Below are 6,559 nucleotides of genomic sequence, written 5' to 3'. Positions count from 1 at the left end.
TGATCTTGAATTTTTTGCAACTTTTTTTTTCAAGAAAAAAAGTTTAGTGAATAAATGAATACTTTAAAATTCAACTCACAAATCTAAAAACCCTAAACTGGGTCATGCATTGCACAAAACAGGAAAGTATCATTTTTCCGAACGGGGCTCTGAAATTACTATAAAAAAGGCTGTCCAAAAAGTATAGGACAGCCTTTTAAATAATATTTCAGCTTTTAATTATTGTCCCAATGTAGCAACCATTACTGCTTTAATGGTATGCATGCGGTTTTCGGCTTCGTCGAACACAACAGAATGTTTGCTCTCGAACACCTCGTCTGTTACCTCCATAGATTCGATACCGAATTTCTGGTACACATCCGCACCAATTTTAGTTTCGCGGTTGTGGAAGGCTGGTAAGCAATGCATGAATTTTACATTCGGGTTAGCGGTTTTGTTAATCATATCCATGTTAACCTGATAAGGTTTAAGTAGCTCAATGCGCTCTTTCCAAACCTCTTCTGGTTCACCCATTGATACCCAAACATCGGTGTAAATAAAATCTACGTCTTTCACGCCTTTAGCTACATCGTCGGTGATGGTAATGGTAGCACCAGTTTCTTTGGCTATTTCATTGGCCTGATTTACAAGGTCATCTGTTGGTTGAACGCTTTTTGGTGCAATACCGCGGAAATCCATACCCATTTTGGCCGCACCAATCATCAGGGAATTACCCATATTGTTGCGTGCATCGCCTACATATGCAAATTTCACTTTGCGCAGCGGCTTATCACTATATTCCATCATGGTAAGGAAGTCGGCCAAAATTTGTGTGGGATGAAATTCATTGGTTAAACCATTCCAAACAGGCACACCTGCATGTTTACCCAATTCTTCAACCACTTCCTGGCCAAAACCACGATACTCAATACCATCGTACATGCGGCCCAAAACGCGGGCAGTATCTTTCATAGATTCCTTGGCACCGATTTGACTGCCGGTAGGTCCAAGATAAGTTACATGGGCTCCCTGGTCATATGCAGCCGCTTCAAAAGCACAGCGTGTACGAGTAGAAGATTTCTCAAATATCAGGGCGATATTTTTACCCGTTAGTCTATGCTGTTCGGTTCCGGCATATTTTGCTTTTTTCAGGCTCATTGAAAGGTCGAGCAAGAAATGTATTTCCTCCGGAGTATAATCCAGTAACTTCAGGAAATTGCGGTTTCTTAAGTTTACAGGCATAATAGTATTGTTTTAAAGTTGTTTATAAAATCAAATTTCGAAAATCAAACATCAAATTAATTGCTGTGCTTGTCGAAGCACAATATCCAACAATCAAATATTAGTCTTCGTATTCCATTGTAATTTTTGTACCATAGCTCCTATCTTCGAGCTTAGTAGCCTCAGTAATTACAGATTTGTCTCCTCCGCCTTCGATAAAACGCAAGCATGCTTTAATTTTTGGTGCCATGCTGCCTTCTGCAAACATGCCGTTGTCCATATGTTTTACAGTATCGGCATAATTAAGGAACTCAATCTGTTCCTCATTTGGTTTTTTGTAATTGATAGAAACAAAAGGCACATCAGTGAGAATATAAAACTCATCAGCTTTTACTTTTTCGCCCAGTACAGCAGAGGCTGCATCTTTATCAATTACAGCTTCTGTTGGTTGTACGTCTCCATCATCATCAATATAAACAGGTACACCACCTCCACCAACAGTAATTACAATTTTTCCTTCACGAGCCATTTCTTCTACCGACTCTGTATTCATAACGTCTTTGGGCATAGGCGATGGTACTACACGGCGCCATCCGCCATCGGTTTTTACTTCCTCTTTAAATACCCATCCGTTGGCTTTATTTAATTCATCAGCCTGCTCTTTGGTGTAAATTTTACCAACTCGTTTTGTAGGATTCTGAAAAGCCGGGTCATTTTTATCAACCACAACCTGCGTAACCATAGTAATAATATCTTTTTTGAGATTATATTTACGTAAGATGTTACGCAACGAACGTTCAATCATATAACCAATAGACCCTTGTGTCATAGAAACTGCCACGTCAAGTGGGAATTGCGGAATATCATATTTTTCATCACCCGCATCATATTGCATTAACAGGTTACCAACCTGTGGGCCGTTTCCGTGCGAAATAATCACGTCATAGCCCTCTTTGACTAAATAAACAAGGTTTTCCAGTGTGGCCGCTACGTTATCCAACTGTTCTTCAGCATTTCCCCGCTGATTTCCTCTGAGTAATGCATTACCACCTAATGCAACAACTGCTAACTTTTTCATAATTCACTTTTAAATTTCATTAAATACCAAAAAATAAAATAACAGCCGGACAATTAAATTCCGGAGCAAAAATTCAAACGATTGCATTTTTGAAAGACACAAAGCTAATATTTTTTTTCTCCCCGTAATATGTTTTTAAATATTTTGATTCCACACCTATTTAACAAAAAATCAAAAAGTTAGTTTTAATTTTTGGTTGAATATTGTTTAATATCAATTTAAATGGCTTAACTTTTTCTCATAATACAAGGCCCAGTACGAAAGAATCCTTATCTTTAAATTTTTAACAGTTAATTACATGGTTTCGCTTAGAACATTATTTTTTTCATTAATAATCATTGTTTTATTTAGCAGTTGCACACACGATAATGAGGGTGTAATTGAATATAACATTACTTACGATCAATCGCCGGACGATAATCCATTGATTAATCTAATGCCTACATCAATGGATTTCTATTTTAAAGATCAAAAGATACTTACACAAATACAAGGTTGGATGGGCATATTTAAAAGCATACAAATGTCTGACCTTGAAGACAGTACAAATGTTTTAATGATGAAGCTTCTGGACAAAAAGTATTATTATGTGCGTCACTTAAGGGATGCTCCTTTAGCTTTTGAAACGCTGAACATTAAAAATATTGAATATTCAGAGAAAGATACACTATACAAGGGGTTTAATTGCAAACATGCGAAAGTATACATGAACGACAGTGTTGCTACTGAATTTGACTTACTTTACACCGATGAAATAAAAATACCCAGTCCAAACCGTAATAATCCATTTTCTGAGATTCCGGGTGTACTGATGCAGTTTAGAATGGAATTTAAAGGTATTCCTTTGCGCCTTGATTTTAAAGCATATCGCGATACGGTTTTTCCGGAAACAACCTTTGCCGTTCCTTCCAGCTACAAAAAACTTTCAAGAAAAGAAATGTCAGATTTTTTTAATGAACTTAATGCCATTTAGTGTGCCAAAGAGCGTCTCAATTTACTTTCAATCTCGATTATTTCTTATATTTTTGCATACGCTAAATGAAAGTTGAAGATGGCCCGAAACAGAAAAAAAAGAAAAAAAAATTCATACACTGATGAGCGTCTCCGCCTGATCACAGGTCTATTCTTTATATTTTTTTCCTTATTTGCCCTGCTGGCCTTCGTTTCTTATTTCCTCACCTGGAAAGAAGACCAAAGTATGGTAGATTTAAGTGTTGGAGAGATTTACGACCAGGCAGGAGCCACTATTGCTAACTGGGCAGGTAAAGCCGGACTCGTGCTGGCCTCACTTTTTATTCATAAATGGTTTGGGATAGCATCATTGGGCTTTTTACTCATTACTTTTCTTGCCGGATTGCATCTTTGGAAAATTAGACCACTACCATTCTGGCAAACCACCAAAAATACACTTATAATCATCATTCTCACCTCAGCATTTTTAGGATATTTTTTTGGTGAAAAGTGGTTTATTCTTGGCGGTGGACATGGTTATTTTATAACCCAATGGCTTAATACTGTTTTGGGTAAAGCCGGCACTATCTTGTTTTTATTGCTCATTACTTTTGTTTTTGTGGTTTACCGCTTCAGACAGCTTTATTTATTGCTAAAAACAAAAGTTGAAAACATTCGCCTCACAAATAAAACTACAGTGGATTCGGAGGAAACTCCCGCAACTGATGAAGAAAGTTACCTGAATGAAAATCAGGAGGAAGAATCTTCCAGGGCTGACAATGAAACCTATGAAGAACCTGATGAAAGTAAAAAAGAATCAGCAGACGGCATTGACTTTGAAGTAGAAGAAACACCTGCATCAGAAGAAACTGATTATATGCCGCAACCGGAGCCTGATTCACTGGATGAAGAGGAAGAAACAGAAAACAAGCCTCACGCACAAACCAACGAGAGCGGCTTTGATGACAACCTTATTGATATTAACGTAAAATATCACGAAAACGAAAATAGAAACCAAACTGACCAGGAAGAAAAAAAGCATCAAGATAAAGATGAGCATGAGATAGGCATGGAAGTAGAGGAAGCCAGAGATGAAGAGGTTGTGAAAAAATCCAGACCACTTGAACGGCAAGGTAAATACGATCCCAGACGGGATCTGGAACACTACAAAATGCCAACCTTCGACATGTTGCCCCGGATTGAACAAAAAAATTACCCACAACGAGTTAGTCAGCAAGAATTGGAGGCCAACAAACAAAAAATTGTAGAAACACTTGGCAACTACAATATTACCATCGACAAAATAAAAGCCACCATTGGCCCAACAGTAACACTTTATGAAATAATTCCGGCTCCTGGTGTTCGTATTTCAAAAATTAAAAATCTGGAAGATGATATAGCACTGAGTCTGGCAGCACTTGGTATACGAATAATTGCTCCAATGCCTGGAAAGGGGACAGTGGGCATCGAAGTACCGAACCAAAACCCTGAAATAGTTTCAATGCATTCTGTAATTGTTTCAAAACGCTTTCAGGAGTCTGATATGCAGTTACCCGTAGCCCTGGGAAAAACCATCACCAATGAAACCTTCGTGATGGACCTGACCAAACTGCCACACCTGCTCGTTGCCGGTGCCACCGGTCAGGGTAAGTCTGTTGGATTAAATGTAATATTAACCAGCTTGCTTTATAAAAAGCACCCTGCCGAACTCAAACTGGTGCTCGTTGATCCGAAAAAGGTAGAATTATCACTATACAATAAAATTGATAAGCATTTTCTGGCGCAGGTGCCTGATGCCGAAGAACCGATCATCACAGATACACAAAAGGTTATCGATACACTCAACTCACTGACTGTAGAGATGGATAACCGCTACGACCTGCTTAAAAATGCACATGCAAGAAGTTTAAAAGAGTACAACAAAAAATTTATTGAGCGTAAGCTTAATCCCGAAAACGGGCATCGTTTCCTACCCTATTTTGTAATTGTGGTAGATGAGTATGCCGACCTGATTATGACAGCAGGTAAAGAAATTGAAATGCCAATTGCAAGGCTGGCCCAGAAAGCCAGAGCCATTGGTATACACCTGATTATTGCAACCCAGCGACCTACCACCAACATCATTACAGGTGTAATAAAAGCTAACTTCCCTGCCCGTATTGCTTTCAGGGTTATATCAGGCGTCGATTCCAAAACAATTCTCGATGGTCCGGGCGCAAACCAACTTATTGGCCGCGGCGATATGCTTATTTCTACGGGTGCAGAACCCATTCGTTTGCAGTGTGCATTTGTAGACACGCCTGAACTGGAAAAAATCATGGATCATATCTCCGAACAGCAGTCGTATGGCCAACCCTATGAACTGCCAGAGCTACAGCATGAAAGTGGAAGCGCCGGCATGGCCGACCTTGAGAAACGCGATACCCTGTTTGAAGACGCTGCCCGTTTGATAGTAGTTCACCAGCAAGGCAGCACTTCGCTTATTCAGCGCAAATTTTCCATTGGCTACAACCGGGCAGGACGAATTGTAGACCAATTGGAAGCAGCCGGAATAGTTGGCCCGTTTGAAGGATCGAAGGCCAGGCAAGTTTTAATACCGGATGAATACGCTTTGGAACAACATTTGAGTAAACTATAGAAATTTAAACAATAAGGTATGAAATTATTATTAACGTGGGCAAGCCTTTTTATGCTGATTTTAAGCACTTCAGCACAACAAGACCCCAAAGCACGGGAAGTGCTCGATGAGCTTTCTGCTGCAACTAAAGCTTACACTACAATTAAAGCTGATTTTACCTCAAAAGCCGTAAACAAAAGTTCCGACATGGAAGAGGAATACAAAGGCCAGCTTTGGCAAAAAGGTGAAAAGTATAAGCTCAAATTTATGGATGCCATTACCTACTTTAATGGGGAACACAAGTGGGTATACATGCCAGATGTGATGGAAGTGAATCTTTTTGCTGTAAATAACGAAATGGCATCTGAAAACATTTTCGATAACCCGCAGGAAATCTTTACTATTTACGAAGATGACTTTAAGTATTTATATAAAGGTAAAACCAAATTCAATGGCGATGAAGCTATCGAAATTGAATTAGTCCCTGAAGACACTGATGTTGAATACTTTAAAATAAAATTATACGTCAATGTAGCCAGGGATGAAATAAAAGGGTTTAAATACTTTGCCAAAAACGGCACGCGTGTAACTGTAACCATTGATTCTTTTAAAACAAATATTCCAATGAAAGATTCGATGTTTGCATTTGACAAAGCGGCGCACCCCGATGCAGAGTTAATTGATATGAGAGAATAATCTGAAATATTTCCATT

The 6,559-nt window shown here is 38.9% G+C and carries 5 protein-coding genes; 3 read left to right on the top strand and 2 right to left on the bottom strand.

What is annotated here, in order from left to right; all coding sequences use genetic code 11:
- Positions 1–219: 219 nt before the first annotated feature.
- Both argF and arcC read right to left on the bottom strand, forming a co-directional pair.
- Complete coding sequence (gene argF / locus ACTB0Y_RS06540; protein ID WP_463206007.1) at positions 220–1,221, bottom strand: ornithine carbamoyltransferase; 1,002 nt, start codon at positions 1,219–1,221, stop codon at positions 220–222.
- A gap of 100 nt (positions 1,222–1,321) precedes the next feature.
- Positions 1,322–2,278, bottom strand: coding sequence for a carbamate kinase (gene arcC, locus ACTB0Y_RS06535; protein WP_463206006.1), 957 nt, complete (start codon positions 2,276–2,278; stop codon positions 1,322–1,324).
- A gap of 298 nt (positions 2,279–2,576) precedes the next feature.
- On the opposite strand from arcC, the gene ACTB0Y_RS06530 reads away from it, so the two are divergent.
- The 3 genes from ACTB0Y_RS06530 (at position 2,577) to lolA1 (ending at position 6,542) form a co-directional block, all read left to right on the top strand.
- Positions 2,577–3,251: a hypothetical protein gene (locus ACTB0Y_RS06530; protein ID WP_463206005.1), complete on the top strand. Its 675-nt coding sequence runs from the start codon at positions 2,577–2,579 to the stop codon at positions 3,249–3,251.
- Positions 3,252–3,329: 78 nt separating this feature from the next.
- The gene (locus ACTB0Y_RS06525; RefSeq protein ID WP_463206004.1) at positions 3,330–5,867 is read left to right on the top strand and encodes an FtsK/SpoIIIE family DNA translocase; all 2,538 of its coding nucleotides are present in this window, start codon (positions 3,330–3,332) and stop codon (positions 5,865–5,867) included.
- A gap of 18 nt (positions 5,868–5,885) precedes the next feature.
- On the top strand, positions 5,886–6,542 hold the full coding sequence (gene lolA1 / locus ACTB0Y_RS06520) for an outer membrane lipoprotein periplasmic chaperone LolA1 (RefSeq protein WP_463206003.1): 657 nt from the start codon (positions 5,886–5,888) through the stop codon (positions 6,540–6,542).
- Positions 6,543–6,559 lie beyond the last annotated feature (17 nt).

Source organism: Salinivirga sp. (genome assembly GCF_055145285.1).
The sequence above is the reverse complement of the archived record's forward strand: the minus strand, read 5'-3'. Positions and strand labels throughout refer to the sequence as shown.

Excerpts from the sequence above, each read along its gene's own strand:
- ACTB0Y_RS06530 (WP_463206005.1), top strand. The coding sequence starts at position 2,577 with ATGGTTTCGCTTAGAACATTATTTTTTTCATTAATAATCATTGTTTTA.
- ACTB0Y_RS06525 (WP_463206004.1), top strand. The coding sequence starts at position 3,330 with ATGGCCCGAAACAGAAAAAAAAGAAAAAAAAATTCATACACTGATGAG.
- lolA1 (WP_463206003.1), top strand. The coding sequence starts at position 5,886 with ATGAAATTATTATTAACGTGGGCAAGCCTTTTTATGCTGATTTTAAGC.
- argF (WP_463206007.1), bottom strand. The coding sequence starts at position 1,221 with ATGCCTGTAAACTTAAGAAACCGCAATTTCCTGAAGTTACTGGATTAT.
- arcC (WP_463206006.1), bottom strand. The coding sequence starts at position 2,278 with ATGAAAAAGTTAGCAGTTGTTGCATTAGGTGGTAATGCATTACTCAGA.